The following is a 26,060-nucleotide window of genomic DNA, read 5'->3' as shown; positions in this document are numbered from 1 at the left end:
TGCTGCGCGTGGGAACGATCATCCCACGCAGAGTGTAGGAACGATCAGCCCCGCAACGATAAGGGTCGTTGCGGGGCTTTTCGGTTTACCCGCCCTAGCGGATCTGGTGTTTGTGCAGCAACCGGTAGAACGTCGGCCGGGAAACCCCCAACACGCGGGCGGCGACACTCAGGTTGTCGCTGTGCCGGTTGAGCACATCGCACAGCGCCTGTCGTTCGGCGCGGTGCTTGTAATCTTCCAGTGTAGCCATCGGCGGCGCGATTGCCTGCTCGCCTTGCAGTCCCAGATCAACGGCTTCAATCTGCCGCCCTTCAGCCAGCACCAGGCCACGCCGCACGCGGTTGGCCAACTCACGCACATTGCCCGGCCACGGGTGTTGCCCCATGGCCACCAGCGCATCTTCGCTGAAACTGCGCGGGCGCCGGCCGGTTTCCTGGCTGTAGAAACGCGAAAAATGATTGGCCAGCATTGCCACATCGCCATGGCGCTCGCGCAGCGGCGCGGTAATCACCTGCAAAACGTTGAGTCGGTAATACAGGTCTTCGCGAAAGGTGCCCTTGGCCACTGCGGCCTCCAGGTCGACGTGAGTCGCCGCCAGCACGCGCACATCCACCGGGATGGGCTGGCTACCGCCGACGCGCTCGATCTGTTTTTCCTGCAGAAAGCGCAGCAGGTTGGCTTGCAGCTCCATGGGCAAGTCGCCGATTTCATCGAGAAACAGCGTGCCGCCGTGGGCCGCCTCGATACGCCCGACTTTGCGCTGGTGCGCGCCGGTAAATGCACCTTTCTCATGGCCAAACAGTTCGGACTGGATCAAGTGTTCCGGAATGGCGCCGCAGTTGATCGCCACAAACGGCTTGGCATGGCGCTGGGATTGGCGATGCAGGGTCTTGGCCACCAGTTCTTTACCGGTGCCGCTGTCGCCGCGAATCAGTACCGGTGATTCCGTGGGCGCGAGCTTGGCCAGCAATTTGCGCAGTTCACGGATCGGCCGGCTATCGCCAAGCAACTCATGTTCGGGCTCATCGACCAGCGCGTAGCCTTTGCCCCGCAGGCGTGCCATGCCGAACGCACGCCCGAGGGTGACTTGCACGCGCGCCACGTCAAAGGGCAGCGTGTGGAAGTCGAAAAACCACTCACACACAAAATCCCCGACATTTTGCAGGCGCAGCACATCCTGGCTGAGCACGGCGATCCATTCAGTGCCGCTGCGGCTGATCAACTCCTTGACCGCTTCGGGGCGTTCAAGGTGCTCGGGCTGCAAGCGCAGCAAGCCCACATCACAGGAACGATCACCTACGGCGCCCAGCGCACAGCTGTCCACTTCCCACCCGGCCGTGCGCAAGCCGGGTAATAGCGCGTGGCAATCCTCACAGGGATCGACCACGAGCAGGCGACGTTGGACAGGTGTAACAACCATGACTATTCCTTGGCGCCAGAATTATTAAAGTTATTTAGAAACAATGGTTTGTGAGACCTGGCGCTAACACTAGCAAGGTATTGACGCGCGCCTTGTACCGTTTCGCTATAAGTGTTGGCAAAAAGCCACTTCTGCAGTGTCTGGGGTTAAAAACTGAAGACGCGTTAACCCCCTCATTCAGCGACCAAAACAGCCGCTTACATGACGTTAATCAGGAAAAGTTGAAATTTCTTGCTCTAACATGTGACCCGTACCCCGCCATCGTGCATCAGTACAGGTAACTCACCGTTTGGCCCGCCCAACCAACGGCACACACTTGATGGGCATTTTAGAGAGAAGACCCACATGAACGCCCCGCTCCGCATCAACGAAGCTCTTTTGATCGCAGACCGTGCTTTCCAACCCTTTCAATGCGTGGCCTGGCACGATGGCAATGGCGCCCTCAGCCTGAGCGTCATCGACCGTACCAATACCCGTATCGGCAGTAAACAGCTGTCTTCGAGCGCCTATACCGACCCTGCGCAACTGGAAGACTTGCTGTTGCAGGCGCGCGCCGAACTCGACAAGGATGGCCATCAGTTGCAGTCGTGGGCAATGCCGAAGTAAGTCGCCCAAGTAAGTCGCCCAAGAAACTTCCGATCATTGCCTGCCAGCAGGAATAATGATCGGAAGTTTGGTGTTAGAGCGTGGGCACTTCAAGTTGGCGTTATTATTTCGCCGCGAGAATAAACCGCTCAATGGCTTGCGCAGCGCCATCCTCGACATTGCTGCCGGTGACGACACTGGCTTGGCGCTTGACCACTTCTTCCGCCTGGCCCATGGCAATCGAAAAACCTGCCACGTGAAACATCGCCGGGTCGTTGCCGCCATCGCCGATGGCCAGCGTTTGCTCAAGCGGCACGCCAAGGTGCGCGGCCAGAGCCTTCAAGGCGTCACCCTTGTTGGCGAGCATGGCCGTCACGTCGAGGTACACCGGCTGTGAGCGCGACACGTGCGCCAACCCTTCGACTTTGGGCTGCAGCTGCGCTTCCAGCGCTTTGAGCAACGGCGCGTTGTTACTGGCGGCGACGATCTTGTCGACGCGATCCAGGTAGGGCTCGAAACTCTCCACCACTATCGGCCCGTAACCCAAGCCGGCCGCCTCCCGCGCGACCATCGGGCCAGGTGGGTCACGGCGCAGCCAATCGCCGTCGGCGAACAGCCAGACTTCGACGTCCGGCTCTGCGCTGAACAGCGCCAGCGCCACCAAGGCGGCTTCTGCCGGCAAATGATGCGCCAGCAGGATGCTGCCATCGGGGTTGACCAACGTACCGCCATTAAAGCCCGCCACCGGCACATCGATGCCGAACGCCTCGACCATCTGCATCATGGCCTTGGGCGGCCGCCCGCTGGCCAGGCTGAAGAACACCCCGGCATCGCGCAACGCGCGCACCGTGTCGATAGTGCGTTGACTGGGGGTGTGGTCGGGGCGCAGCAGCGTGCCGTCCATATCACTCAATACAAACCGGATGGGATGGATCGTGGCGTCACTCATCCGAGGCTGTGCCAGGTGCGGCCGTCACGGGCCAGCAAGGCATCGGCCGCTGCCGGGCCATCTTCGCCAGCCTTGTAGGCCTGGATGCCGTCGTCCTCTTTCCAGGCATCCAGGAACGGCTGTACCGCACGCCAGCCGTTTTCGATGTTGTCGGCGCGCTGGAACAGGGTCTGGTCACCGGTCATGCAGTCGTAGATCAGGGTTTCGTAACCCGTCGACGGCTGCATTTCGAAGAAGTCCTTGTAGTCAAAGCCCAGTTCGATATTGGCCATTTCCAGGGTCGGCCCAGGCTTTTTGGCCAACAGATCGAACCACATGCCTTCGTTCGGCTGGATCTGGATCTTGAGGTAAGTGGGCTTGAGCTCATCCACGTCGGTATCGCGGAACTGCGCGTAGGGCGCGTGCTTGAAGCAAATCACGATTTCAGTGTCGCGAATGCTCATGCGCTTGCCAGTACGCAGGTAGAACGGCACGCCAACCCAGCGCCAGTTGTCGATCATTACCTTCAGGGCAACGAACGTCTCGGTGCTGCTGTCGGGCGCGACATTGGCTTCTTCGCGGTAACCGGGCAGCTGCTTGCCGGCGATTTCACCGGCGGTGTACTGGCCGCGCACCGAGTTGGCCCGCGCATCTTCCAATGACCAGGGCCGGATGGCACCGACAACCTTGGCTTTCTCGCCCCGCACCGCATCGGCGCCAAACGCCGCCGGCGGCTCCATGGCCACCATCGCCAGCAACTGGAACAGGTGGTTGGGCACCATGTCGCGCAGTGTGCCGGTTTTTTCGAAGAAATTACCCCGGGTTTCCACACCGACGGTTTCAGCCGCGGTGATTTGCACGTGGTCGATGTAATGGTTGTTCCAGAACGCTTCGAACAGCACGTTGGAGAAACGGCTGATGAGGATGTTCTGCACCGTTTCCTTGCCCAGGTAATGGTCGATGCGATAGATCTGCTTCTCGCTCATCACCTTGAGCAGGCTCGCGTTCAGGGCTTCGGCGGTCGCCAAGTCGGAACCGAAAGGTTTCTCGATCACCACACGGCGAAAGCCTTCGTCGGTTTCATTGAGCAAACCGGCGCTGCCCAGGCGCTGCACCACTTCACTGAAGAAGCGCGGTGCAGTGGCCAGGTAGAACACCGCGTTGGCGGTGCCGCTGTCGGCGATTTTCTTGCCGATGTCCGCGTAGGTGCTGTCGTCGAGGAAGTCGCCCTCGACGTAGCTGATGCCTTTGGCCAACTGCGCCCACAACTCGGGGTCCAGGGCGTTATCGGCATTGCCCTTGACCTTGCTGGCGGCCTCGGTGCGAATGAAATCCTCGAGCTTCTTGGCAAAGTCGGCGTCACTGATGGCGTTGTGATCAACGCCGACAATGCGCAGGCCGTCGCCCAGCAGCCCATCACGGCTCAGGTTGTACAGCGCCGGCATGAGCAGGCGCTTGACCAGGTCGCCATGGGCGCCAAACAGAAACAGCGTGGTCGGTGGAGCGGGTTCGGCCTTGGGTTTCTTGCCGTTGACGGTCATTTTTTGGAAGTCTCCACATGGCCGCCAAAGCCGAAGCGCATGGCAGAAAGCATTTTGTCACCGTAGGTGCTCTGCTGGCGGGAACGGAAACGCGCGAACAACGAGGTGGACAGCACCGGCACCGGCACCGCTTGCTCCATGGCCGCTTCGATGGTCCAGCGGCCTTCGCCACTGTCGGCCACGGAACCCGAATAGCCGTCGAGTTTCGGGTCGGTGGCCAAGGCGTCGGCGGTCAGGTCCAGCAACCACGACGAAACCACACTGCCACGGCGCCAGACTTCGGCGATGTCGGCGACGTTGAGATCAAAGCGCTGATCTTCCGGCAGGTTGTCCGAGTTCTTGGTTTTGAGGATGTCAAAACCTTCGGCAAAGGCCTGCATCATCCCGTACTCGATGCCGTTGTGAATCATCTTCACAAAATGCCCGGAACCGGCTGGGCCTGCGTGAATGTAGCCATGTTCAGCTCGTTTATCAGCCGAGGCGGAACGGTCCTTGGTGCGCGGGATCGTGCCCAGGCCTGGGGCCAGGCTGGCGAAAATCGGGTCGAGGCGCTGCACGGTCTCGGCGTTGCCACCGATCATCATGCAATAACCGCGCTCCAGGCCCCAGACGCCGCCGGAGGTGCCGACGTCGACATAGTGCAGGCCTTTTTCCGACAGCGCCTTGGCACGGCGCACGTCGTCTTTATAGTTAGTGTTGCCGCCGTCGATGATCACGTCACCGTCTTCCAGCAGCTCACTCAATTCATTGATGGTGTTTTCAGTCGGGTCGCCTGCCGGCAACATGACCCAAACGGCGCGCGGCTTTTGCAGGCCGGCTACCAGGGCTTTCAAGTCGGCAACGCCGGTGGCGCCCTCTTCGCTCAAGCCTTTGACGAATGCTTCGTTACGGTCGTATACAACGGTGGTATGCCCATTGAGCATCAGGCGCCGCGCAATGTTACCGCCCATGCGGCCTAGTCCGATAATCCCCAGTTGCATGTGCTGATGCTCCTAACTGCTAAATAAATGTGTGACATAGTTTATAGCGCAATGAGGCTAATGAGGGTTAGTCCAGAGCGGATCCGTGTAGTTTCATGACAAAAAGTTGGCCCGCGTTTCAGCATCACCGCCCAAAAAGTCACACGACCATCAAAAATAAAAAAGTTCCCTTGATTCAAAAAAGAATTCAGAATTGCTTCCGACTGGTGTCGAGCGCCTCCCCTAACGCGTTCCGACATCGCGATCTACCGGCTATTTGCGAGGCAAGCAATGAGCACAGCACAGATGACCCGCCCGCCACAGACCCTCTACGTCAGCGTCCGTCGCGATGAATTGCGCCAGTTGAAAGACGAACGCGACCAGCTGCAGCAAGAAGTCCTGCGCTTGCGTTCCTACCTTCAGGCCCAGATCAACCAGGCGTCCGGCACCCAGCCCGCGCTTTGCTGAACGTGAGCTGAACGAACCGTTCAGGAATAACTCACGAAGTTTTCACACCCTCCTCCCGATACTCCCGCCGAATAGGGCCGCCCACCTGGGGTAGCCCTCGTGTTGCGCGCACTTCTGCGCGGTGACTGGCAATTATCGGGTTGGAGCGCTGGATGGCGATGTTCAAACGCAGCACGAAGTCTGCGAAAGGCTTTGATTGGGCCGGCCTTGGCTGGCTGTTCCTGTTTTTCTGGTATTTCTCGGGTATCACCCAACTCCTGATCCAACTGACCGGCACCTCCGGGTTCAGTGGTTTTCGCCAAGCCTTCTTCCTTAGCGCCTTCTGGTTGGCGCCGATGCTGCTGTTCCCGCGCCAGACCCGCATGCTCGCCGCATTGATCGGCGTGGTGCTGTGGGCCTGCTCCATGGCCAGCCTTGGTTACTTCTTCATCTATCAGCAGGAGTTTTCGCAAAGCGTCATCTTCATCATGTTCGAGTCGAACATCTCTGAAGCCGGCGAATACGCGACCCAATACTTCGCCTGGTGGATCGTGCTGGCGTTCATCGCCCATACCGCCTTTGCAGTGTTCCTGTGGACCCGCCTGCGCCCGGTCTACCTGCCGCGCGGCCAGGCGATCCTGGCGGCGACTGCGATTGTACTGGCGGTGGTCGGCTACCCGCTGGTCAAGCAGATTGCGACCAACCCGACCATGGAACTGGCCATCGACGGCTTCGAATCGCGTGTCGAGCCCGCAGTGCCATGGCAGATGATCGTTGCCTACCGCCGTTACACCGAACAACTCAACAGCATGCAAGGCATGCTGACCAGTGCCAGCCAGATCCCGCCCTTGAAGAACCTCAAGGACACCATGGCTGGCCAGCCCTCCACGTTGGTGCTGGTGATCGGCGAGTCCACCAACCGCCAGCGCATGAGCCTCTACGGCTACCCGCGTAACACCACGCCGGAACTGGACAAGCTGCGCGACCAACTGGCGGTGTTCGACAATGTCATCACCCCGCGCCCCTACACCATTGAAGCGCTGCAACAGGTGCTGACCTTCGCCGACGAAGAGAACCCGGACCTGTACCTCAAGACGCCGTCGATTGTGAGCGTGATGAAACAGGCCGGCTACAAGACCTACTGGATCACCAACCAGCAGACCATGACCAAGCGCAACACCATGCTCACGACCTTTTCCGAGCAGGCTGACGAGCAGGTGTACCTCAATAACAACCGCAACCAGAATGCCCGCCAATATGACGGCGACGTACTGGAGCCTTTCGCCAAGGCCATGGCTGACCCTGCTGAACGCAAATTCATCGTGGTGCACCTGCTGGGCACGCACATGAGCTACCAGTATCGCTACCCGCCGACCTTCGACAAATTCACCGATCGCCAGGGCGTGCCACCCGGCATCAGCGATGAACAGCTGCCGGTCTACAACAGCTACGACAATGCGGTGCTGTACAACGACTTCGTGGTGTCGAGCCTGATCAAGGACTACGCCAAGACCGACCCGAACGGCTTCCTGCTGTACCTCTCGGACCACGGCGAGGACGTGTACGACTCGGCCGGCCACAGCACCCTGGGGCGTAACGAAGGCAAGCCCACTGCGCCGATGTACACCATTCCGTTCATGGCGTACGCCTCGCCGAAGTGGCGGGAAACCCACGACTGGAGCTTCGCCAGCAGCCTGCAGCGCCCTTCCAGCAGCTCGCAATTGATCCACACCTGGGCCGACCTCGCCGGGTTGAGCTTCGATGAATGGGACCGCAGCAAGAGCCTGGTCAATGCCAGCTTCAAGCCGCGCCCGCTGATGATTGGCGACCCTTATATCGGCCAGAAAAAGGGCCTGATCGATTTCAGCATGCTCAAGCCGAAGAAGCCGGATGCCGCTGAAGTGGTCATCAAGTAGCCAAGGCCTTGTAACAGAAAGATAACAATCATTCTCGTTTAAACCTAAAGTTCCACGTCTCCTTTCGTCTTTGAGCCATGGCCTTCCCTTTCCGGGGTGGCTTCAAAGACGACAAGGAATCTGCCGCGATGCTCGCGCCGTTTACCCGTTCCATGACCCTCACCCTTGGCCTGTTCGGTGCCGTTCTGAGCCCGGACCTACTGGCCGAAACCGACCCCGAACACCCGCCGACCAACACGCTGGAGCTGGGCGCCACCAGCATCACTGCCGAAGGCCTGGGCGCCACCACCGAGCACACCGGCGCCTACACCACCGGCGCGATGAGCACGGCGACCAAGCTCAACTTGTCCATCAAGGAAACCCCTCAGTCGGTCTCGGTGATTACCCGTCAGCAGATGGATGATTTCAACCTCAACACCCTGACCGAGGTGCTGCGCCAGACCACCGGCGTCAACGTCCAGCACTATGATTCCGACCGCGTCTACTACTCCTCCCGTGGCTACGCCATCACCAATCACCAGATTGACGGGATGCTCAATACCTTCGGGTATATGAAGTCGGACGCTGACACCATCATCTACGACCACATTGAGGTCGTACGTGGCGCCACGGGCTTGACCACCGGCGCAGGTGACCCTTCGGCCACCGTCAACATGGTACGCAAGCGCCCTACCGCGCAATGGCAGGCAAAAACCGGCGTGAGCGGTGGCAGCCACGACAACTACTACAGCTACGTGGACGTGGGCGGCCCGCTGGCCTTTGACGGCCGCTTGCGCGGGCGCAGCGTGCTGGCCTACCGCGACAGCAAGTCGTTCCGTGACAACTACGGGCTGCAGCGCACCGTCGGCTACGGCATTCTGGAAGGCGATCTTTCAGACGACACGGTGCTGGCCGTAGGCTTTGATTACCAGGACAAACACGTGCAAGGCACCTCCTGGGGCACCGTGCCCTATTGGAACAGCCAGGGCGGCAAGGCCGGGCTGTCGCGCTCCACCAACATGGCGGCAGCCTGGAGCTCCTGGCCGCTGACGGACAAAACCACCTTCGCGACGCTGGACCATCGGCTGGCGGGTGACTGGCATCTGAAGGCGGCGTATACCCATCGCCAAAGCGATACGGATGGCAAGGTCTACTACGGCGGCGCGGGCTTTCCCAATGATGATCGCAGCGGCATGAAAGCCTGGAACAGCCATATGCTCGGCACGTCCAGAATGGAGACGATCGACCTCAACCTCGCCGGGACGTACACGCTTCTGGGCCGCGAACATAAGCTGATGGTGGGATATGGCGAAGCCGCACAACGCGACACCTCACCGTTTATGCGCCCGGGCAAAACGCCCGCTGGGTACAACAACATCGACGACTGGAAATACATGGGCGGGATCGCCAAGTTTCCTGACACGGTCACGTCGCTCAAGGGCGAGCACAGCTCTAAAAAACAGAAGGCGGGTTACCTGGCCACTCAACTGAACCTGACGGATCGCCTGCACGCGGTGCTGGGCAGCCGCTATGGCAGTTGGGAGTACGAAAAAGCCGAACCTGACTACGACGCCAATGACCAGTTGAAGAAGAGCGGCAAGACGCGTCAGACCCACAATGACATGTGGACGCCTTATGCGGGGCTGCTCTACGACCTGACGCCGGAGTACACGGTCTACGCCAGTTACACCGATATTTTCAGGCCACAGGATTCCGTCGACGTGGGGAAGAAGTATCTGGAGCCCGTTGTGGGCAGCAACTATGAAGTTGGGCTCAAAGGCAGCCTGCTGCAGGAGCGCTTGAATTTGGCCGCGGCTTACTTCTGGAGCACCCAGGACAACGTCGCAGAACTGGACGACTCGGTGCCGCCGAACCCGACCACGGGCGAGGAATACTACAAATCCGGCGGCAAGGGTAACAAGGTCAATGGCTTCGAACTCGAGGTTGCCGGTGAAGTCCTGCCCGACTGGAATGTGACCGCAGGCTATACCTACACCCACTCGTTGAATGGCTCGGGCAAACGTAACAATACCCAGCAACCACTCAACCTGCTGAAGCTCTCCAGCGCCTACCGGCTGCCGGGCCAATGGCGCAACCTCACGGTGGGTGGCGCGGTGAATTGGCAGAGCGACATGTATGACTTCAGCAACCGGCCGACGGGCGCGCGGGATGACAAGGGCAACCTGATCACCACCAGGGCGAAGATCACCCAACAGGCTTACACCGTGGTCAACCTGATGTCGCGCTACCAGTTCGACGAACATGTTTCGGCGTCGATCAACGTGAACAATCTATTTGATAAAAAATATTACGAACGTGTCGGCTTTTATAACGGCGTGTATTGGGGAGACCCGCGCTCCATCACGCTTGCCCTGGACTGGCAGCTGTAAGCCCTGCCCCGGAAGTTAACAAAAACGTTAACTTCCGGGCGGTTCCACGTTAATTCCCACTTAATAAGACGCCGCCATAGTCGCCCCATGAACCGGATCAAGGAGTGATCGGACACCTTTCACTTTTAATCGGAATACTGCCATGAAACTCTCCACCTTGATGCTCGCCAGCCTGATGACCGTGACCTCCGTTGCCGCCTTTGCAGAAGGCGGTTCAGAGCGCTCCAAGCAGTTCTACAACGACTTCACCTTCATGCAGCAAAAGACACACGGCACGAATGACAAAACAGCGATTGCCGATGGCAAGACTGTAAAGCCTCGCACTACCGAACAACCGGATACCGAGCAAAAACCGAACAGCTGATTTAATACTTAGTTAATCCGCATTACCCTGTGCCATCCCGCTCCGTTGGTAAAGGTTAACTTGGCGCCATTTAATGGCGCCTTTTTTTTGCCCTGCGTTTAATCAGAGCAACTATTAAAGCGGTTTATTCCAGAACAACATGCGCCCGTGAGCCGGGTCAAAGATCGAATCATCAAACCCAAACTTGCGATACGCCGCTTGAGCCACGTCATTGCCTTCAAGCACCTCCAGGGTGATCTTGCAGCAACCTCGCTGGCGCGCGATTTCCTCGACCTTTTGCAACATTTTCTGACTCAACCCAAGGCCACGAAACGGGTTCATCACCACCACGTCGTGAACGTTGACCAGCGGGCGGCAGGCAAACGTCGAGAACCCTTCAAAGCAGTTAACCAAACCTGCCGGCTCGCCACCGACAAACGCCAGTACGCTGAACGCGTGGGGGCGCTTGGCCAACTCGGCCGGCAATTGCTGCAACAGGTCGGCAGGCAAGGTATGACCGCCGCCCATCGGGTCTTCGGCGTAATGGTTAAGCACCAGGCCAATCGCCTCGGCATGCACGGGGTTGGTGTAGCTGGCTTGCAGCACCAGGATGTCAGGGGTGTCCATTTCCTTCCTCAATCACGACAACAAGGGAACAGGCTCCCTTTGAGAGGACGATTGTAAGCGCGGAGTCGGCCCTGGATGAAGGAGATTAACTACAAATGCCTGCCTGAAAGCACGAAGGTTGGGCGCATCAACAAGCGCCTTCAGCCTGGGATTTGTCCTATGCGCCGAAACGCTGAAGTTGCATCTCCTGTAATCGGCTCAGGGTGCGGCGGAATGCAAACTCCAGATAACCTTCGGTGTAGAGATGTTCCAGCGCCACACGGGCCTCGATAAACAACGGCACTTTGCGGTCGTAGCACTCGTCCACCAGCGCGATGAAGCGCCGCACACTGTCATCGTGCACCGACAATTGCGGCAGTTCGCGATCACCGGCCACCACGCGCTGGGCAGCATCTTCAGTGCCCCGAGCGATGCGCGCCGGGCGTTTCTGCGCACTCAGGTTGGGAACCTCACCCAGCAGGATCGCGCTGAAGCGATCACACAACAGCATAAAGTCCATGGCGGCCAACGGCTGCTCGCACAGATCGCAGTAGCGACACCAAAGCACCGTATCGCTGGACAGCACCGCCGCAATCGAGCGATGGCCGACACTGACCGGCCCGCTGCTCACCGCCTGCCCTTCGCTCAGCTGCTTGAACACCGTGGCGAGTGCCTCCGGCTGATTCACCCAATAACGCTGCAAGCTCGCGCCGGGATGCAAACGGTGATCTTCCTCACCGTCTACCGCCACCACCTGCATATGCTGCTTGATCGCCGCGATGCCCGGCAGGAAGCGTTCGCGGTTGAAGCCATCGGCATACAGCTGGTCAGGAGGCTGGTTCGAGGTGCACACCATCACCACGCCTTCTTCGAACATCACCTGGAACAGGCGGCCGAGAATGATCGCATCACCAATGTCACTCACGAACAGCTCGTCGAAACACAGCACCCGCACTTCCTGGCTGAGCTCCCGAGCCAAGGCCTGCAACGGGTCGTGGATGCCGCTGAGCTGGAACAAACGCTGGTGCACCCAGCCCATGAAGTGATGAAAATGCTGACGCCGCGCGGGCACCCGCAGGGTCTGGTAGAACTGGTCCATCAACCAGGTTTTACCGCGGCCCACCGCCCCCCAGAGGTAAACCCCGGTGATCGGTGAACGGCCTTGGTGCAAGGCTTCGTGGCAGTGCTGCAAGGCGTCAACCGCCCGGCGCTGGGCGTCGTCGACGACGAAACCTGGCTGGGCGATGGCGTGTTGGTAAGCGGCGAGAGGCGAGTCGAAAGTCATGCGTGCCAGTATGACTTACAGGGAGATATCCAGCCGCGAAATCTTGCCCTGCTCGTTCAGGCGAAAGGTGTAGCGCAGCTCAAGCGGGCTGCCGGGGAAATTGCCGGACATCCCATTGCTGACCAACACCTTGCCGGTGCGATGCTGCACATTCAGCACCTCGACCCGAGGCTGATAACGGCGCCCGGTGTCTTCCATCCAACGGGCAATGGCGGCTATACCGACTTGATGCTCGCCTTCATCGAACACGTTGGCATCGTCAGCAAAACAATGGGCGATGGCCGAGGTATCGCGGGTATTGGTCGCAGCGATATAGGCGACGATGGCCGGGGCCAACTCAGGCAGGCTCGACATGGAACAGCTCCTTTTTAGTAATGTGTAGCGCCATGCTAAGCCAGGGACGTGTCAGTTTTTGTCAGGAGTAAAGGGCCCGGATTCATTCTGCTCCATCAGCTTGCGCCAAGCCCGCAGCCAGTCGCTGCGCCGTCCCGGATAACGGTCGCCCTGGGCATTCGCGGCGGCCACACGGTCGGTGCGAAAGGTGCGATAGGCACCGCGCAATTCGCACCACGCCACAATCACCCGCACTTCATTCAGAAAGCCCAGCGCCAAGGGCCAGATCAGCCGCTGGCTTTGGGTCTGGCTGGCGTCTGCGTAGTCGATATGCAGCTTGGCCTGGTTGCGAATGGCCTCGCGAAACACGTTGAGCGGCACGCGGTTTTCCGGGTAGCCAAACCCCGGTGGGCCCGGCAGCAGCGTTGGGTTACGCAGGGCTTCCTGCGCGGTGGGATCGAGCACGTCGGCAATCTTCGCCAAGGCATTGGCTGCGGCGCGGCTGAGCACGTCATCGCCACGCTGATCCACGTAGCGCAAGCCGAGCACGATGGCCTCGGTTTCCTCGGCGTCAAGCATCAACGGCGGCAGAAACAAGCCACTGCGCAACACATACCCAACCCCCGCCTCGCCGAAAATCGGCGCGCCCAACGCAGTCAATTCAGCGATATCGCGGTACAGCGTACGCTCCGACACCTCCAACTGCGCGGCCAGCACGGCGGCAGTCACCGGGCGTTTTTTGCCCCGCAGGGCCTGGAGCAAAGTGAGTAGACGAGTGGTACGCGACACGTTGATCCCGCCGAAAAGGAAAAAGTGCCGCAGCTTAGCAGAGCCCCCTGTCAGAAAACGTCAGCAGTAAAAAACCCGTTTGACCGAAAACATTACAAGCATAATATTATTTACATGTTGCTGAACATTTAATAAAACCGAACGGTCAGGAGTTCTCCCATGCGCAATAAAGTCTTTGGCCGCAGCAGCGGTCTGCAGGTTTCTGAACTGGCCTTGGGCACCGGAAATTTCGGTACGGGTTGGGGCCATGGCGCCGAGCGCGAGGAAGCCAAGCAGATCTTTGATGGCTACCTGGAAGCCGGTGGCAACTTCCTCGATACCGCCAACGGCTACCAGTTTGGCCAGGCGGAAAAACTGCTGGGCGAATTTATCGCCACCGAGCGCGACAACCTGGTCGTCGCCAGCAAATACAGCCTGCGCACTCAGCCGTCCGATGCCGGTACGATCAAGCTCGGCAACAATCGCAAGAACCTGGTGCGCGCCGTCGAAGAAAGCCTCAAGCGCTTGAACACCGACCGCATCGACCTGCTCTGGGCGCACATGAGCGACAACGTCACGCCCATGGAAGAGATTCTGCGCGGCTTCGATGACCTGGTCCGCGCCGGTAAAATCCACTATGCTGGCCTCTCCAACTTCCCGGCCTGGCGGATTGCCCGCGCTGACCTGCTGGCCGAAGTACGCAGCTTCGCGCCGATTATTGGCGTGCAGGTCGAATACAGCCTGGTCGAACGCAGCGCCGAACGCGAACTACTGCCAATGGCCGAAGCACTCGGCCTGGGCGCTACGTTGTGGTCGCCCCTGGGCGGTGGCTTCCTCACCGGCAAGTACCGCGAAAGCCTCGACGACAACCGCGCCAACAAGCTGGGCATGCTGATCCACGCGGAAACCAGCGCGCGCGAAACCGCCGTGCTCGACACCCTGCTGGCAGTCGCCACTGAACTCGACGCCAGCCCAACCCACGTCGCCATCGCGTGGATAAGGGCAAAGGCCCGCCGTTCGACCACCGCACTGATCCCGATCCTCGGCTCACGCACCCGCGCGCAGTTTGACGCCACATTGGGCGCGTTGGACGTGGAGTTGTCGGCCGAGCACGTCGCGCGCCTAGACACCGCCAGCGCCATACCGCTGGGCGTGCCGCACGGGATCATCGCAGAGCGTTTCCCCATCGATAACGGCTTGGACAGCCCTCGCCCTCCGGTTATTTGAGACGAAAAAAAACGGCCTGAACAGGCCGTTTTTTTAAACGCCGAACTTACGCAAGGCTCTTGCTGACCACCTCGAACACATCACTCGACAGCTCGCCGGATGCACGAATGCGCTCCAGCTCCGCCTTCATCAGCGCCTGGCGCGCGCTGTCGTATTTACGCCAGCGGGTCAGTGGCGCCAATTGGCGCGAGGCGATCTGCGGGTTGAAGCCGTTCAACTGGATCACCAGGTCGGCGAGGAAACGGTAGCCCGAGCCATCGGCGGCGTGGAAGTTGATCAGGTTCTGACCGGCAAACGCGCCGATCAGCGCCCGCACCTTGTTCGGGTTCTTGATGTTGAACGCCGGGTGTTCCATCAACGCTTTAACCCGTGCCAGCCCGCCCGGCAAAGTGCAGCCAGCCTGAACACTGAACCATTGGTCCATGACCAGCGGGTTGTCTTTGAAGTTCTCGGCAAACACGGCCAGCGCCTGGGCCTTCTCCGCCTCGAACGGCGAATTCACCAGCACCGCCAGCGCGGTCAGGCGTTCGGTCATGTTGTCGCTGGTGTCGAACTGGTCCAGCGTTGCCGCCAGCACTTCAGGCTTGCCGCTGAGCATCAGATAAGACAGCGCGATGTTCTGCAAGGCGCGACGCGCAAAGTGCTCGGCCGCCGCCACGTAAGGGGTTTGCTTGGACAGCTCGCGGTTGGCCTGGTAACGCAGCCACAGCGATTCGTACAGGTTGCCGGCCAGCTGCTTGCGGGCGAATTCTCGGGCAGCGTGGATGGCATCCACATCCGCCACTTCACTGATTTCCGTCAGGTAGGCTTCGCTTGGCAACGAGAGCATTTCGGCGACCATCGCCTGGTCCAGGCTTTCATCACTGAGCACCGTGCGCAGCGCGTCGATCAGGCGCTGATCGAGCTTCAACGGCTGACCGGCTTGATGCTGAGCAATCAACTCCTGCAACACCTGCACCGACAACTGCTGGCCGGCATCCCAACGGTTGAACCCGTCGCTGTCGTGCTGCATCAGGAACATCAGTTGGTCGCGGTTGTACGGGAAGCTCAACTTCACGGGCGCCGAGAAGCCGCGCAGCAGCGAAGGCAACGGCTTTTCAGCGATATCGACGAAGGTGAACGTCTGCTCGGCTTCGGTCACCGAGATCACCCGCGAGGTGCCGCCCGCTGCTGCCTCACCGGCCAGGCGCAAGGCAATGCCGGCGCCCTTCGCGTCCAGCAGGCCCAATTCCACCGGAATCACGAATGGCAGCTTCTCAACCTTGTCCGGGGTTTGCGGGCAGCTCTGGCGGAAGGTCAGGCTGTAGGTCTTGGCGGCGGCGTCGTAGGACTCGCTCACCGCCAGGCGTGGCGTGCCGGCCTGGCTGTACCAGCGCTTGAACTGGGTCAGGTCGGCGCCGTTGGCGTCTTCCATGGCCTTGATGAAATCGTCGCAGGTCACGGCCTGGCCGTCGTGGCGCTCGAAATACAGGTCGCTGCCTTTACGGAAGCCTTCGGCGCCGAGCAAGGTGTGGATCATGCCGACCACTTCCGAGCCCTTTTCGTACACGGTAAGGGTGTAGAAGTTGGAGATTTCGATAAAGCTGTCCGGGCGCACCGCGTGGGCCATGGGACCGGCGTCTTCGGCGAACTGGTGCGTGCGCAGGTAGGCCACGTCCTGGATGCGCTTGACGGTGGCCGAGTTCATGTCGGCGGAGAAGCCCGAATCACGGAACACCGTGAAGCCTTCCTTCAGCGACAGCTGGAACCAGTCGCGGCAGGTCACGCGGTTGCCCGACCAGTTGTGGAAGTATTCGTGGGCGACGATCGCCTCGACGCGCTGGTGCGCGGCGTCGGTGGCGGTTTCGGCGCGGGCCAGCACGGCGCTGGAGTTGAAGATATTGAGGCCCTTGTTCTCCATGGCGCCCATGTTGAAGTCATTCACCGCGACGATCATGAAGATGTCGAGGTCATACTCGCGGCCGTAGGTCTCTTCGTCCCAGCGCATGGATTTTTTCAGGCTGTTCATGGCGTGCTGGCACTTGTCGATGTTTTCCGGCTCGACGTAGATGCGCAGCGCCACGGTGCGCTCGGTCATGGTGGTGAAGGTGTCTTCAACGCACCACAAATCACCGGCCACCAGCGCGAACAGGTAAGCGGGTTTCTTGAACGGGTCTTCCCAGGTCGCCCAGTGGCGGCCGTCTTCGCCGGGGCCGCTGGCAATCGGGTTGCCGTTGGACAGCAGCACCGGGTAGCTGTGTTGCTCGGCGATCACCGTGGTGGTGAAGGTGCTCATCACGTCCGGGCGGTCGAGGTAATAGGTGATCTTGCGGAAACCCTCGGCCTCGCACTGGGTGCAGAACATGCCGCTGGATTTGTACAACCCTTCCAGCGCGGTGTTGGTTTCCGGGTGAATGCGCACGCTGGTGTCGACCGTGAAGGTCTCACTGGTCGGGTGCAGAGTCAGGTGGCTGTCGGTCAGCTGGTAGTCGGCTTCGCTCAGTTCGCGGTCGCCCAGGTTGACGGTCAGCAGCTCAAGCTGCTGGCCATCAAGCACCAGCGGCGGCAGGCCGGGGCCACGCTCAGGGTTGCGGCGCATCACCAGTTGCGCGTGGACCAGGCTGTGGTCCTCGAACAACTCGAAGGTCAGGTGCGTCTCTTCGATCAGGTAGTCCGGTGCCTGATAGTCCTTCAGGTAAATCATCTTCGGTTGTTCGGTGCGCATGGGTGGCATCCTTCTACTGATGCACGGCGAGCTGATAGGCCGTGTACTTACGAATGTTGATAACGCCGGTGTCGAAGATCAGGTATTGGCCCTTGATCCCCAGCAGCGTGCCTTCGGCAATCGGGTTCTTGTCCAGGTTGAAGCTGACGATCTTGGCGGGATACTGCTCCACCGGGTAGCGGATTTCGAGCGGTTCGAGGTCGGTTACCGGTTGGATGGCCTGCAGGCCAAAGCGTTCCTGCAAACTCAATAAGCCATCGGCGCAGGAGGCGAACAGCGCATCGCGCACCTGCTTGAGGTCCACCGATTGCGCGTCACCCTTGAGCAACGCGCGCCAGTTGGTCTTGTCGGCCACCTGGCTGCGGAACAGGTCTTCGACGAAGCCGGATTGCTGGCGGGTGGCGACGCGCATGATCGGCAACGCCTGGCTGGCGCCCTGGTCAAGCCAGCGGGTCGGCAGTTGGGTAGCACGGGTGATGCCGACCTTGATGCCTGACGAATTGGCCAGGTACACCACGTGGTCGGTCATGCAGAACTGCTCGCCCCAACCCGGATCACGGCAAGTGCCGGCGTCGTAATGGCAACGCTCGGGGCTCATGATGCACAGGTCACACTGGGCCAGTTTGGTCATGCACGGGTAGCAGTAACCCTGGCTGAAACTGGTCTTGGTCTTGCGGCCGCAATGGCTGCAATGGATGGCACCGAGGAACTCCAGGCGCACGTGAGTACCGATCAACGGGTTGACCGGCACCTCGGTATCGCCTAGACGAAACGCGTATTGAACAGTCGGCTCACCGAGTTGCGCCGACATTTTGCTGACTGCACCGCGACCAATTTCAATCAATGGATCGCATCCGACTTGAACAGGATATTCGGCACCGGCGCCGATTTGGACGCGCATTCCTGCGGGCCCATGTAGCCGGTGCGCTGCTCTTCCGGCAGGTTCTGGATTTCCCAGGCAATCACCGCTTGCAGCGACAGCTCGCGCTGCTCGGCGGTGAGCTTGCGGCCATCGGACCACTTGCCGATTTCCACGGCCAGCTTGAGGCTCTCGTAGATGTCCGGGGTGATGTTTTCGATCATTTCAGCAAAAGACGACATGTACACAACCTCTTGATAACGGTCGCTGGTTCAGCGAATACACTTATGACAATTGACGACCGGGCTCGATACCGGCGCGTCAGAATTCCTTGGACAACTTGACCTGCACCAGCTCCTTGTCCAGCAAGCGCTTGAAGATCTGCGGCGCCGCAAAGGTATAGGCGGCGAACGCCAGCCACGCCCAATCAATCATCTGGGCCACTTGCGGGTAACCCTGGGTCGCCAGGGTGATAACCACCACACGATAGACCACGAACATAAACAGCAGCAGGACAATCGCGCGGGTGGCGCTGCGTTCGTTCATCCAGCTGTTGAAGCGCCACCAGGCACCGAGAAACACATTGCTGCGGGCCTTTACCGCCGTCAGCAGGTGCAGCGCCGCGACATTCGTGGCGTTTTCCTGCAAGGCCCAGATCGCATGCTCACGAGCGCCATTGATATCGCCCTCACGCAGCAGCAAATGCCCCAGCACCACCACCGCGCCGGCATTGCTCGGATCGGCCTGCAATGCCTGGCGCGCGAACTGATGCGCCTGGTCCCAATGGCCGCTGGCACGGTGGAATTGCGCCATTGCAACCAGGTTGGAAGCGTCGTCGGGGGCCAGTTCCAGGGCTTTTTCCAACGGCTCGCGGCTCTGCGCCAGGCGGCCGGTCAATTGATACAGCTCGGCCAGGCAGCGGTAATTGATCGGGTTGAGCGGTTCCATATCCAACAGTTGGGTCAGATGCTCCTGGGCCAGGCTGAATTTGCGCAGGGCAATCGCCACCTGGGCGGCCGCGTAGTGGGCCAACGGCATCTGCGCATCGGCCGCCAGGGCCAACTGCACTTCACGCTTGGCCGCGTGCACGCGGCGCATATTCATCAGGCAGATCGCCAGCAACGCGTGGGCTTCGGCCGAATGCGGGTCGCTGGCCAGCAACTGGCGCAACGCGTCGATAGCGCCGTCATTATGGTCAGCCTGCAGGCGCTGATAAGCCAATTGCAGCAGGTAATCGGTATTCATCAGCTCACCACCAGATACCAAAGGGTGCTGGGCACCCAATTGACCACCATGCTCTTGAGCACAAAGCCGCCAATCAACGCCAAGGGAAGACCAAAACGGTTGAGGACGCCGCCGTAGTACTGGTAGATCTCAATGGTTTCGTTCTGCTGGATATACAACAGGTAACCCAGGCTCAACTTCCACACCACCAGCACCAGCAAGGCATATTGGATCTGGGCCTGGCTCTTGATGTAGCCAAAGCCCACCAGTTGCAGCAGGCCGAAGCCGATCACCACGCTGCCCACCAGCGCCACACCGGCCAGCACCCACTCGCGCACGCGCGTCGGGCTGCCCACGGCTATCGAGTTGAACACAAACCATGGCAAGCCAAGCCAGGCACCGCCGAGCATCAGGCCCAGCAATGGCCAGATCGGTGAAACCGCCCATTTGGCCAAGGCGCCCGGGCGCGGTTCATCTTCGATGCGGTAACCACCGTACTGCGCCATCAGCGACCCTTCCCGTGTTTGTCGAGGAAGGCCAAAACCTCGTCATATTGATTGCCTTCATTGGCGTAGCGCGCGTAATTGCGCGCCGTGGTCAGCCACTCCAGGGTGGTCGCGCGCACTTCTTTCAACGCCGCCTTGAAATGCCGATCGCAAATCGACTGTTCCGCGCCACTCTCGATAGAGGCGTCAATCGCCTCATCGGCGGCGGTTTCCACCAGCTCGCTGAGGTCGGCACCGGAGAAACCCGAGGTGTTCTTGGCCAGGAACGCGAAGTCGATGTCATCGGCCATCGGCCGCCCTTTCATCATCACCTTGAGCATGCTTTCACGCGCTGCGCGATCCGGTGGCGGCACGAACAGCACCCGGTCAAAGCGGCCAGGGCGGCGGAATGCCGAATCTACCGACCACGGCACGTTGGTCGCGGCGAGGATCAACACCCCGTGGTTGTCATTGGTAAAGCCGTCCATTTCGGACAGGAACTGGCTGACCAGCTTTGACGACGTCGACTCGCGGGTGTTGGAGCGTTTGCCGCCCAGCGCCTCGACTTCATCGAAGAACATCACCGCAGGCGCCTGTGCCCGCGCCTGTTCGAACAGCGCGTGCAACTTGCGCTCGGACTCGCCGATGTACATGTCCAGCACATCGGAGATGGCCACGTTGAAAAACGTCGCCTTGCACTCCCCCGCCGTGGCGCGGGCCAATAAGGTTTTGCCGCAGCCCGGCGGGCCGTACAGCAGCACGCCGCCGCCGACCTTCTTGCGAAAGCGTTGGAACAAGCCGGGTTTTTGATACGGCAGGATGATCTTTTTGTGGATGGTCTTTTTCAGCTCATCCAGGCCACCGATATCGTCAAAGGTCAGGGTTTCCTTTTCCGGCACCAGCAGGCGCACCACTTCGCTCTGGTCGGTGTCGTCATTGGAAATCACGCGCAAACGCGGGCGCCCTTCCGCCGCCGGAAAATCCAGCACCGACACATTCAGGCGGCGCCACAGCGCCATGTCTTCCAGCGCCGGGTTGGCATCGACCGCTGCGCGGTATTCCACCTGGGCTTCCTTGAGACGCTCCAACGCCGCCAGCACACGCGCCTTGAGCAGGCGCGCGGCGGGGTCATCACCTTCAATCAGTTGCAAGGCGCGCGGCGCCTGGCCGGCAGCCAGGCACAGCTGCGCTGCGGCCAGCTTCAGGGCGGCGGCATCGGGCCACTGCTCAAGGTCGGCCGGCAGCAGTTTAAGCCCACGCTCAGGCTCGCCGCGCTCAAGGCTGGCGCCGAGCAGCAGGGTCAGCAGCGCGACATTGCCGGGCGCCGCAGACAGCGCGGCCTCCAGCTGGTCGAACGTCGAATCATCCATGGTGCTTCCTTAAAAGTTCAGTGACGGTACGCGCAGGCTCATGTGATGACCTCCGGCCGTTCAACATCGACCCATACAAATTTACGCGGGTCCAGTTGGGTTTCCTGATCCAGGCGGTACGCCACCAGCTTGCCGTACAGCACGGCGCTGTAGTCCAGGCAGGCCAGGTTCGGGCGGATCGGCGCGGGTTTGCCGCTGCGCCAGTAGTGGCCGACGAACAACAACGGTTCGTCGACGCCATAACGCAGCAGGGAATTTTTTTCAGTCGACGACAGCGGCGTACGCGCCACCGGCTCCGGCAGTGCATCGGGCTGGAACACAATGTCGCCGTAGGTTTTCGGGTCGTCTTCCCAGAATTTGGTGCGGAAGAATGAGCGCGTCAGGCCATCGCCACCGGTCAGCGTCAGGCCGTCCGGCAGGCGCATGTCGGTGCCGCGCAGCAAGCGGTCGAAGGCGTTGCAGGCAAAACTGCCCGGCACGGCGGCGGCCTGCAGGAAGTGCTGGTCGATGCAGCCATCCGGGAAGGTGGCGCGCAGCGGCGCGATAAACCCGTCATCCCAGCACGCATGCACCACGCGGAAACGCCCGGCGTCGACAAACAGCGGCATGTCATAGAACCAGCCGAGAAAGTCATGCCAGTCAGCCGGGTGGTGTTCGAACTGGGTCAGGGTTTCGTGGATCAGCCGCGCGTGGCGTGGGTTGTGTTCGCGCACGAACTGCTTGCCACTGCCCGGCGGCGCCGGCGTGGTCCAGCCCAGCGCGTTGAACTCGTGGTTACCCATGATGCACAGCGCCTGGCCGGCCTCGGCCATGTCGTGGACGATGTGCAGCGCTTCGCGAATGCGCGGGCCGCGGTCGATGATATCGCCGAGGAACACCGCCATTCGCGTCGGATGGCGCCAGGTGCCGCCCTGTTTCTGGTAGCCCAGCCGGTCGAGCAAGTGCTCAAGGGTATGAGCGCAACCGTGCACGTCACCAATCAGGTCGTAGCTACGCGCGGGATCGAGCATCAGTCGCCTCCACCCCCCAAGCGGCTGCCCCAGCCCAACTTGGTGCGGCACACTTCGTAGTAGTTGTGATCCAGCGGGTGGATCAACCGCAACTTCTGCGCCTTTTTGCTCACGGTGATGGTGTCACCGGGGGCGCAGGTGAAATGGTTCTGCCCGTCACAGGAGACTTGCGGGTAAATCTGCATGTCTTTGGACACCACGATTTTCAGCTCACTGTTGCCGTCGACCACAATTGGCCGGCTGGACAACATATGGGGGTACATCGGCACGATCACAATGGCATCCAGCTTGGGGTGCATGATCGGGCCGCCCGCCGACAGCGCGTAGGCCGTGGAACCGGTCGGCGTGGCGACGATCAGGCCGTCGGCCTTCTGGCTGCACACGAACTGGCCGTCGATATACAGCTCGAACTCGATCATCCGCGTGGACTTGCCGGGGTGCAGCACGACATCGTTGAGTGCATCGCCCTGGCCGATGGCTTCACCGTGGCGGCGCACTTCGGCCTGCAGCAGGAAGCGGTTTTCCACCAGGTAATGGCCGTCGAGCACCTTGGCCACTTCGACTTCCAGGTCATCGGGGCGGATATCGGTGAGGAACCCCAGGCTGCCCCGGTTGATCCCCAGCACCGGCACGTTGTGCCGCGCCAGGGCCCTGGCCGCACCTAGCAGGCTGCCGTCACCGCCGACCACGATGACCATGTCGCAGACTTCGCCGAGCATCTTGCGCGACGAGGTTTGCAGGCCGTGGCCCGGCAGGATTTCGGCGATGGTGTCTTCGAGGATCACGTGCAGGTGGCGCTCGAGCAGAAACTTTTTCAGTCGGCGGACGGTGTCCAGCACCTGGGTACTGCCCAGGCGACCGATAATGCCGATATTGCGAAATTGCTCCATGGGGCTCCTGCGGGGTTGGGGTGTGGCGAAAAACAACGATTATGGGCGAAAGGCCGCGTCAGGCAAAATCCTTTGTCGCCGTGAACCCTTGATGACAATGGTTCTCAGCCACCTGCACGGCGGTTAAAAGGCTATGCTCGGACCATGACTGTGTTCCCGGATTTGCACAACCTGCCCCGCCAACTGCGCCACCCCGAAGTGCGCGACTTGGCCTGGGTGATGCTCGCCCCGCCGATGCTCGCGCAAACACCCTGGCCGCAGCGCCACCCGCTGGCGGGCAGTGACTGGGTGCAGGCACCGCATCGGTTGGAACAATGGTTGCGCGCGCTCGATCAAGACAGCAGCGCCTTGCAGCATTGGCTGAGCCTTGCCCGCACCCGGCGCCTGGGCTTGTATTACGAGCGCCTGTGGCAATTTGCCGTGCAGCACGCACCGGGGGTGGAATTGCTGGCCGCCAACCTGCCGATCCGCCGCGCCGGGCACACTTTGGGCGAGCTGGACATGCTGCTGCGCGACCGCGATGGCGTGCACCACTTGGAACTGGCGATCAAACTCTATCTGGGGCCGCAGGACGGTAACGGTCAGGACGCGGCGCAATGGCTGGGCCCCGGCTGTCATGATCGGCTGGACCGCAAGCTGGCGCACCTGGCCCAGCACCAATTGCCGATCTCGGCACGCGCCGAAAGCCGCGAAGCACTGGCAACGCTGGATATCCAGCAGTTTGATGCGCATTTGTGGCTTGGCGGGTATTTGCTCTACCCCTGGCCCGGCGAGGCTGAACCACCCCACGGCGCCCATCCCCAGCATTTGCGCGGGCGCTGGCTGCATCAGCGCGATTGGCCGGCGTTTGTCCGTGGCAGCCCGTCAGGGCGCTGGCAACCCCTGCCCCGCCACGCCTGGCTGGCGCCGGCGCATTACGCGCCGGCCGAGGTGTGGAGTGAGGAACAAATGCACGGCTGGCTGGCGGAATTGGACCCGATGGCACCCGCACAGCTACTGGTGCGGCTGGTTCGCAACGGTGAGGATTGGGAAGAAGCCGAACGCCTGTTCCTGGTGGCGGACCTATGGCCAAACGTCCCCGGCGTTACTTGACCTTCAAGTGCCGCGCATACCAGGGCCGCCTCGGCACGCGTTTGAACAACGCCTGCAACCCCTCATCTTCAGCAGCAAACGTAATCCGTAGCGCCAGCTTCATGGTCTCCGGGTCCATTTCCATCGAGCGGCCCATCTGCAAGCCCGGCGTGGTGCTGCAGCCATGGGTGTCCGGCCCCAACCACGGATCGCCGACTTCCACCCAACGCCCTTGTGCGAACCAGTTCACGCCATTGACCTCAAGCCGGCTGACCTCGCCTGGATTAAAGCGCTCATGGGCACGAAACCAGTCCTCTATACGGTCATCGATCCAGCCGTGGAAGTACCAGAACACCGGGTTTACATGGGATGAAAACGGGTCGCCAAGAAAGTCGTTCTCGGCCGCGTACCAGCGCGCGGCAAAGTCCGACGGGTCGCGGGCGAACGGCACCGGCGCGCCGTTGGACGGGTCGCGGGGCACCGAGGCCCAGCGCATGTGCAGCCAGTCGTGCAGGCCCAGTTCCATCTCGGAGCCGAGTTGCCCGAGGGTCAGTTTGGCCAGGTAACGCGGGTCGCGGTACTGGGATTCCCAGACCTGGAAGTTGCTGTGATAGGTCTCGGCAGCCTTGATATCGCCGACCCATTGGGTGTAATCGGCGTCATCCGGCGCCGACCAGCTGGGCGGCAGGGCAAAGCCGTCGTGGTTGTCGAAATAACGCACAAAGCCCAGGCGGTCACGCTCCAGGGCCGGCTGCGGCTCAGGGAATTGCGGCCACGACGGCAAATCTTGCATCGAGCGCGCAGTGCCGAGCATATGGCGGTGCATGAAGAAAAAATCGATCCCCGAACCGTTGCGGTCCTTGCGCTTGCCACGGGCGTCGCGCTCCTGGCCGCGCGGCCCGGGCTGCCAGCCGATGCCGCGCAGGGCGTCGCGTTTTTCTTCCGAGAGCTTGTGCCACTGATCGCGCGTGGCGTGCCAGAGCTGGTGAAACAGGCGGTGTTCGGGCGAAATCAGCCAGGCCAGCAGCGTCGGATTGAGGCCGATGCGTTGCCGTGCTTCGGGAAACAGCTGTTTGTGGGCGACAAAGCGGTTGTCCCGTTCGGTCAACGCCAAGGGGCGATCAAGGTTGAGGATCTGCCCGCTGAGCGTGCTGCTGCCGGCGTTGGCGAAGTCGGCCCAGACTTCGTCGAGGGTCATCTTGAATTCATAGGCCGGTGCGCCGTTGGCCGCGTCGCGGTCGATCAGGCGCCAGTAGAGCAATGCGCCGTCGCCGGTCAGCAGGTCACCGAGCACGCGGTAACGCGGCTCACCTTCGCCTCGCAGGTTTTCGGCGGTGTCCAGGTAGCCGCGCAAGCCGCGCCCGCGCGGGGCGATGTCCAGCAGCACTTCCAGGCCGTGCAGCGGCAAGCCTTTCAGGCCGGCATCGCGGCCTTCCAGGCGCAGGCTCCACACACCGCGCAGGATATTCGCCAAATGCTGGCCGGCCGTGTCAGCCAGATCCACCGTGGCCTCGCCCGGGGTGATGGGCAATTCTTCTTCACGCGTCAGCTCGCGATGGGCATAAAAGGCCGCGGGCACGGCGGCGCCTGTCAGCGCCAGGCCTGCGATGAACCCACGTCGAGAGATCGTCATTGTCTACCTTAGGAAACGGCTTAATCAGAGCTAGAACGTTGGCGGCTCGAAGAAATTTACCGGCGCGCCGCCCAGGCCTAAATTTCC

24 protein-coding genes are annotated in these 26,060 nt (G+C 60.9%); 7 read left to right on the top strand and 17 right to left on the bottom strand.

All coding sequences use genetic code 11. The features are described 5' to 3' along the window. Positions 1-94 precede the first annotated feature (94 nt). On the bottom strand, positions 95-1,420 hold the full coding sequence (locus PspR76_RS13455; protein ID WP_159955939.1) for a sigma-54 dependent transcriptional regulator: 1,326 nt from the start codon (positions 1,418-1,420) through the stop codon (positions 95-97). Between the two features lie 345 nt (positions 1,421-1,765). Between PspR76_RS13455 and PspR76_RS13450 the strand changes: the two genes are divergently transcribed. Then, positions 1,766-2,026 (top strand): hypothetical protein, encoded by a 261-nt coding sequence (locus PspR76_RS13450; RefSeq protein ID WP_083358686.1) that lies wholly within the window; start codon positions 1,766-1,768, stop codon positions 2,024-2,026. A 103-nt stretch (positions 2,027-2,129) separates the two neighbouring features. On the opposite strand, the gene PspR76_RS13445 is transcribed toward PspR76_RS13450, so the two are convergent. From PspR76_RS13445 to gnd, 3 genes are read right to left on the bottom strand one after another with little or no spacing between them, the layout of a single operon-like run. Beyond that, entirely contained in the window at positions 2,130-2,954 is an 825-nt protein-coding gene (locus PspR76_RS13445) for a Cof-type HAD-IIB family hydrolase (protein ID WP_159955937.1), read from the bottom strand. Then, positions 2,951-4,474 carry a glucose-6-phosphate dehydrogenase gene (gene zwf / locus PspR76_RS13440; protein WP_159955935.1) on the bottom strand — a complete coding sequence of 508 codons (1,524 nt, stop codon included), beginning with the start codon at positions 4,472-4,474 and terminating at the stop codon, positions 2,951-2,953. The genes PspR76_RS13445 and zwf overlap by 4 nt, the downstream gene beginning before the upstream one ends. Next, entirely contained in the window at positions 4,471-5,454 is a 984-nt protein-coding gene (gene gnd / locus PspR76_RS13435; RefSeq protein WP_159955933.1) for a phosphogluconate dehydrogenase (NAD(+)-dependent, decarboxylating), read from the bottom strand. The genes zwf and gnd overlap by 4 nt, the downstream gene beginning before the upstream one ends. 270 nt (positions 5,455-5,724) lie before the next feature. On the opposite strand from gnd, the gene PspR76_RS13430 reads away from it, so the two are divergent. The 4 genes from PspR76_RS13430 (at position 5,725) to PspR76_RS13415 (ending at position 10,529) form a co-directional block, all read left to right on the top strand. Then, positions 5,725-5,901 carry a DUF6026 family protein gene (locus PspR76_RS13430; RefSeq protein WP_159955931.1) on the top strand — a complete coding sequence of 59 codons (177 nt, stop codon included), beginning with the start codon at positions 5,725-5,727 and terminating at the stop codon, positions 5,899-5,901. Between the two features lie 152 nt (positions 5,902-6,053). Continuing rightward, the gene (locus tag PspR76_RS13425) at positions 6,054-7,796 is read left to right on the top strand and encodes a phosphoethanolamine transferase CptA (RefSeq protein WP_159955929.1); all 1,743 of its coding nucleotides are present in this window, start codon (positions 6,054-6,056) and stop codon (positions 7,794-7,796) included. 128 nt (positions 7,797-7,924) lie between these two features. Further along, positions 7,925-10,165 (top strand): TonB-dependent siderophore receptor, encoded by a 2,241-nt coding sequence (locus PspR76_RS13420; protein ID WP_159961424.1) that lies wholly within the window; start codon positions 7,925-7,927, stop codon positions 10,163-10,165. A 142-nt stretch (positions 10,166-10,307) separates the two neighbouring features. Next, a complete protein-coding gene (locus tag PspR76_RS13415) occupies positions 10,308-10,529 on the top strand; it encodes a hypothetical protein (protein WP_159955927.1) in 222 nt (73 codons plus the stop codon). A 114-nt stretch (positions 10,530-10,643) separates the two neighbouring features. On the opposite strand, the gene PspR76_RS13410 is transcribed toward PspR76_RS13415, so the two are convergent. The 4 genes from PspR76_RS13410 to PspR76_RS13395 form a co-directional block, all read right to left on the bottom strand. Further along, entirely contained in the window at positions 10,644-11,135 is a 492-nt protein-coding gene (locus PspR76_RS13410) for a GNAT family N-acetyltransferase (protein WP_159955925.1), read from the bottom strand. A 157-nt stretch (positions 11,136-11,292) separates the two neighbouring features. Beyond that, positions 11,293-12,399, bottom strand: coding sequence for a cell division protein ZapE (zapE, locus tag PspR76_RS13405; RefSeq protein WP_159955923.1), 1,107 nt, complete (start codon positions 12,397-12,399; stop codon positions 11,293-11,295). Between the two features lie 15 nt (positions 12,400-12,414). Beyond that, entirely contained in the window at positions 12,415-12,753 is a 339-nt protein-coding gene (locus PspR76_RS13400; protein ID WP_159955921.1) for a nuclear transport factor 2 family protein, read from the bottom strand. 51 nt (positions 12,754-12,804) lie between these two features. Continuing rightward, positions 12,805-13,521 (bottom strand): helix-turn-helix transcriptional regulator, encoded by a 717-nt coding sequence (locus PspR76_RS13395; protein WP_159955919.1) that lies wholly within the window; start codon positions 13,519-13,521, stop codon positions 12,805-12,807. Positions 13,522-13,680: 159 nt separating this feature from the next. On the opposite strand from PspR76_RS13395, the gene PspR76_RS13390 reads away from it, so the two are divergent. Further along, entirely contained in the window at positions 13,681-14,727 is a 1,047-nt protein-coding gene (locus PspR76_RS13390) for an aldo/keto reductase (RefSeq protein WP_159955917.1), read from the top strand. Between the two features lie 46 nt (positions 14,728-14,773). Here the strand turns inward: PspR76_RS13390 and pepN are convergent, their stop codons facing one another. The 8 genes from pepN to PspR76_RS13350 form a co-directional block, all read right to left on the bottom strand. Beyond that, a complete protein-coding gene (gene pepN / locus PspR76_RS13385; RefSeq protein WP_159955915.1) occupies positions 14,774-17,431 on the bottom strand; it encodes an aminopeptidase N in 2,658 nt (885 codons plus the stop codon). A 13-nt stretch (positions 17,432-17,444) separates the two neighbouring features. Beyond that, positions 17,445-18,275, bottom strand: a complete 831-nt coding sequence (locus tag PspR76_RS13380) for a DUF2797 domain-containing protein (RefSeq protein WP_159955913.1) — start codon at positions 18,273-18,275, stop codon at positions 17,445-17,447. Next, positions 18,272-18,532 (bottom strand): YeaC family protein, encoded by a 261-nt coding sequence (locus PspR76_RS13375; protein WP_017138108.1) that lies wholly within the window; start codon positions 18,530-18,532, stop codon positions 18,272-18,274. Before PspR76_RS13375 ends, PspR76_RS13380 begins: the two co-directional genes overlap by 4 nt. A gap of 79 nt (positions 18,533-18,611) precedes the next feature. Continuing rightward, complete coding sequence (locus PspR76_RS13370) at positions 18,612-19,535, bottom strand: tetratricopeptide repeat protein (protein ID WP_159955911.1); 924 nt, start codon at positions 19,533-19,535, stop codon at positions 18,612-18,614. Continuing rightward, positions 19,535-20,020, bottom strand: coding sequence for a hypothetical protein (locus PspR76_RS13365; RefSeq protein WP_159955909.1), 486 nt, complete (start codon positions 20,018-20,020; stop codon positions 19,535-19,537). Before PspR76_RS13365 ends, PspR76_RS13370 begins: the two co-directional genes overlap by 1 nt. Further along, a complete protein-coding gene (locus tag PspR76_RS13360) occupies positions 20,020-21,369 on the bottom strand; it encodes an ATP-binding protein (RefSeq protein ID WP_159955907.1) in 1,350 nt (449 codons plus the stop codon). Before PspR76_RS13360 ends, PspR76_RS13365 begins: the two co-directional genes overlap by 1 nt. 38 nt (positions 21,370-21,407) lie before the next feature. Then, on the bottom strand, positions 21,408-22,382 hold the full coding sequence (locus PspR76_RS13355) for a metallophosphoesterase (RefSeq protein ID WP_162530307.1): 975 nt from the start codon (positions 22,380-22,382) through the stop codon (positions 21,408-21,410). After that, the gene (locus tag PspR76_RS13350; RefSeq protein WP_010210870.1) at positions 22,379-23,269 is read right to left on the bottom strand and encodes an NAD(+) kinase; all 891 of its coding nucleotides are present in this window, start codon (positions 23,267-23,269) and stop codon (positions 22,379-22,381) included. The genes PspR76_RS13355 and PspR76_RS13350 overlap by 4 nt, the downstream gene beginning before the upstream one ends. A gap of 144 nt (positions 23,270-23,413) precedes the next feature. On the opposite strand from PspR76_RS13350, the gene PspR76_RS13345 reads away from it, so the two are divergent. After that, a complete protein-coding gene (locus PspR76_RS13345; protein ID WP_159955903.1) occupies positions 23,414-24,361 on the top strand; it encodes a DUF1853 family protein in 948 nt (315 codons plus the stop codon). Here the strand turns inward: PspR76_RS13345 and pvdP are convergent. Beyond that, on the bottom strand, positions 24,354-25,973 hold the full coding sequence (gene pvdP / locus PspR76_RS13340; RefSeq protein ID WP_159955901.1) for a pyoverdine maturation tyrosinase PvdP: 1,620 nt from the start codon (positions 25,971-25,973) through the stop codon (positions 24,354-24,356). The genes PspR76_RS13345 and pvdP overlap by 8 nt on opposite strands. Between the last annotated feature and the right edge of the window lie 87 nt (positions 25,974-26,060).

Origin of the sequence: Pseudomonas sp. R76, assembly GCF_009834565.1 — a bacterium.
Taxonomy (GTDB): Bacteria; Pseudomonadota; Gammaproteobacteria; order Pseudomonadales; family Pseudomonadaceae; genus Aquipseudomonas.
Note: the sequence above shows the minus strand (reverse complement) of the source record. Positions and strands in the feature narration are given on the sequence as shown.

Coding starts and splice junctions, on each gene's coding strand:
- PspR76_RS13455 (WP_159955939.1), bottom strand. CDS start 1,420: ATGGTTGTTACACCTGTCCAACGTCGCCTGCTCGTGGTCGATCCCTGT.
- PspR76_RS13450 (WP_083358686.1), top strand. CDS start 1,766: ATGAACGCCCCGCTCCGCATCAACGAAGCTCTTTTGATCGCAGACCGT.
- PspR76_RS13445 (WP_159955937.1), bottom strand. CDS start 2,954: ATGAGTGACGCCACGATCCATCCCATCCGGTTTGTATTGAGTGATATG.
- zwf (WP_159955935.1), bottom strand. CDS start 4,474: ATGACCGTCAACGGCAAGAAACCCAAGGCCGAACCCGCTCCACCGACC.
- gnd (WP_159955933.1), bottom strand. CDS start 5,454: ATGCAACTGGGGATTATCGGACTAGGCCGCATGGGCGGTAACATTGCG.
- PspR76_RS13430 (WP_159955931.1), top strand. CDS start 5,725: ATGAGCACAGCACAGATGACCCGCCCGCCACAGACCCTCTACGTCAGC.
- PspR76_RS13425 (WP_159955929.1), top strand. CDS start 6,054: ATGGCGATGTTCAAACGCAGCACGAAGTCTGCGAAAGGCTTTGATTGG.
- PspR76_RS13420 (WP_159961424.1), top strand. CDS start 7,925: ATGCTCGCGCCGTTTACCCGTTCCATGACCCTCACCCTTGGCCTGTTC.
- PspR76_RS13415 (WP_159955927.1), top strand. CDS start 10,308: ATGAAACTCTCCACCTTGATGCTCGCCAGCCTGATGACCGTGACCTCC.
- PspR76_RS13410 (WP_159955925.1), bottom strand. CDS start 11,135: ATGGACACCCCTGACATCCTGGTGCTGCAAGCCAGCTACACCAACCCC.
- zapE (WP_159955923.1), bottom strand. CDS start 12,399: ATGACTTTCGACTCGCCTCTCGCCGCTTACCAACACGCCATCGCCCAG.
- PspR76_RS13400 (WP_159955921.1), bottom strand. CDS start 12,753: ATGTCGAGCCTGCCTGAGTTGGCCCCGGCCATCGTCGCCTATATCGCT.
- PspR76_RS13390 (WP_159955917.1), top strand. CDS start 13,681: ATGCGCAATAAAGTCTTTGGCCGCAGCAGCGGTCTGCAGGTTTCTGAA.
- pepN (WP_159955915.1), bottom strand. CDS start 17,431: ATGCGCACCGAACAACCGAAGATGATTTACCTGAAGGACTATCAGGCA.
- PspR76_RS13375 (WP_017138108.1), bottom strand. CDS start 18,532: ATGTCGTCTTTTGCTGAAATGATCGAAAACATCACCCCGGACATCTAC.
- PspR76_RS13370 (WP_159955911.1), bottom strand. CDS start 19,535: ATGAATACCGATTACCTGCTGCAATTGGCTTATCAGCGCCTGCAGGCT.
- PspR76_RS13365 (WP_159955909.1), bottom strand. CDS start 20,020: ATGGCGCAGTACGGTGGTTACCGCATCGAAGATGAACCGCGCCCGGGC.
- PspR76_RS13360 (WP_159955907.1), bottom strand. CDS start 21,369: ATGGATGATTCGACGTTCGACCAGCTGGAGGCCGCGCTGTCTGCGGCG.
- PspR76_RS13350 (WP_010210870.1), bottom strand. CDS start 23,269: ATGGAGCAATTTCGCAATATCGGCATTATCGGTCGCCTGGGCAGTACC.
- PspR76_RS13345 (WP_159955903.1), top strand. CDS start 23,414: ATGACTGTGTTCCCGGATTTGCACAACCTGCCCCGCCAACTGCGCCAC.
- pvdP (WP_159955901.1), bottom strand. CDS start 25,973: ATGACGATCTCTCGACGTGGGTTCATCGCAGGCCTGGCGCTGACAGGC.